The organism is Photorhabdus sp. RM322S, assembly GCF_042879395.1.
Lineage (GTDB): Bacteria > Pseudomonadota > Gammaproteobacteria > Enterobacterales > Enterobacteriaceae > Photorhabdus > Photorhabdus khanii.
The window spans coordinates 1-897 of record NZ_JBHFKW010000140.1 but is presented as its reverse complement, the minus strand read 5'-3'; the positions used below and the strand labels follow the sequence as shown (position 1 = coordinate 897).

The window sequence follows — 897 nt, the reverse complement described above, 5'->3', positions numbered from 1 at the left end:
ACACTCATTATTTCACCACCGTGATTTTAGAGGTAAAGCTCATTGAATAACGTTTTAAGCCTTTTGAGATAGTTAGCGGATACATAATAATGATTACGTATCCACCTTAATTAACTCTATAAATCAAAGCTCATAGCCAATCAGTGAAAAATAACCTGTTGTTTTATCGTTAAACATAACTTCTGCAACGTGAAAAAGCCAATCGTAATGCTGCACCAACTTCCTCAGGGGAACTGTCCGCAGAAATTACGACATGATCAGATTCAGAAATACCATCTTCAGACCAGCCATCCAATTTTTCATGGCGAGATGGTCGTATCATTATTTGACCATCAAGCATGCAGATACCACAGCTTAACATTTTTTTAAATAATTGACGTTTTGAACGATAGCCATAAAATCCCATCATCTCAGTTATCCAATTTTTATACTGCTCATTACTTACATCATGATCAAAATAATCTCCGCATTCATCAAGCGAAATTATTCTGCTTTTTGATAAAGCATCAAGTACAGCCTTTCCTAATTCCTGATCAGATACAATTGGCTGTAATAAATGTTTGCTACCTAAGGGATCTGCTCTTAATAAGCCGTTACCTGAATAAGTTTTAACAGAGTAAAAATCTCCATTAAACATAGCGGTTGCATTTAACCCTTGCTTAAAATCCATACTCATTATTTCACCACCGTGATTTTAACATTAACATTTCTTTCTACGCCATAAGCTATCGCACGGTTAATTTGCTCCCACTGTTCTACCGTTGTAACTTTTGGTACAGCAACTCGTACTTCACGCTGTGAAATCATTGAAGAAGTAATTTTACTCTCCCCTTTAGTGTGCCCACTAAAATCTGCCGCTGAATCAATATTCCCTTTCATTGACGTATATATCTGCTT

At 36.1% G+C, this 897-nt stretch carries 1 protein-coding gene and 1 pseudogene; both read right to left on the bottom strand.

Annotation, left to right across the window (positions count from 1 at the left end):
- Positions 1 to 169: 169 nt before the first annotated feature.
- Entirely contained in the window at positions 170 to 676 is a 507-nt protein-coding gene (locus ACGF63_RS22945; RefSeq protein ID WP_152962739.1) for a contact-dependent growth inhibition system immunity protein, read from the bottom strand.
- Positions 676 to 897 (bottom strand): annotated as a pseudogene (locus tag ACGF63_RS22940) (hypothetical protein); the annotation flags it as partial. The pseudogene ACGF63_RS22940 and the gene ACGF63_RS22945, both read right to left, overlap by 1 nt.

Bases quoted from the DNA above. Each gene is read 5' to 3' on its own strand.
- ACGF63_RS22945 (WP_152962739.1), bottom strand. From the start codon at position 676: ATGAGTATGGATTTTAAGCAAGGGTTAAATGCAACCGCTATGTTTAAT.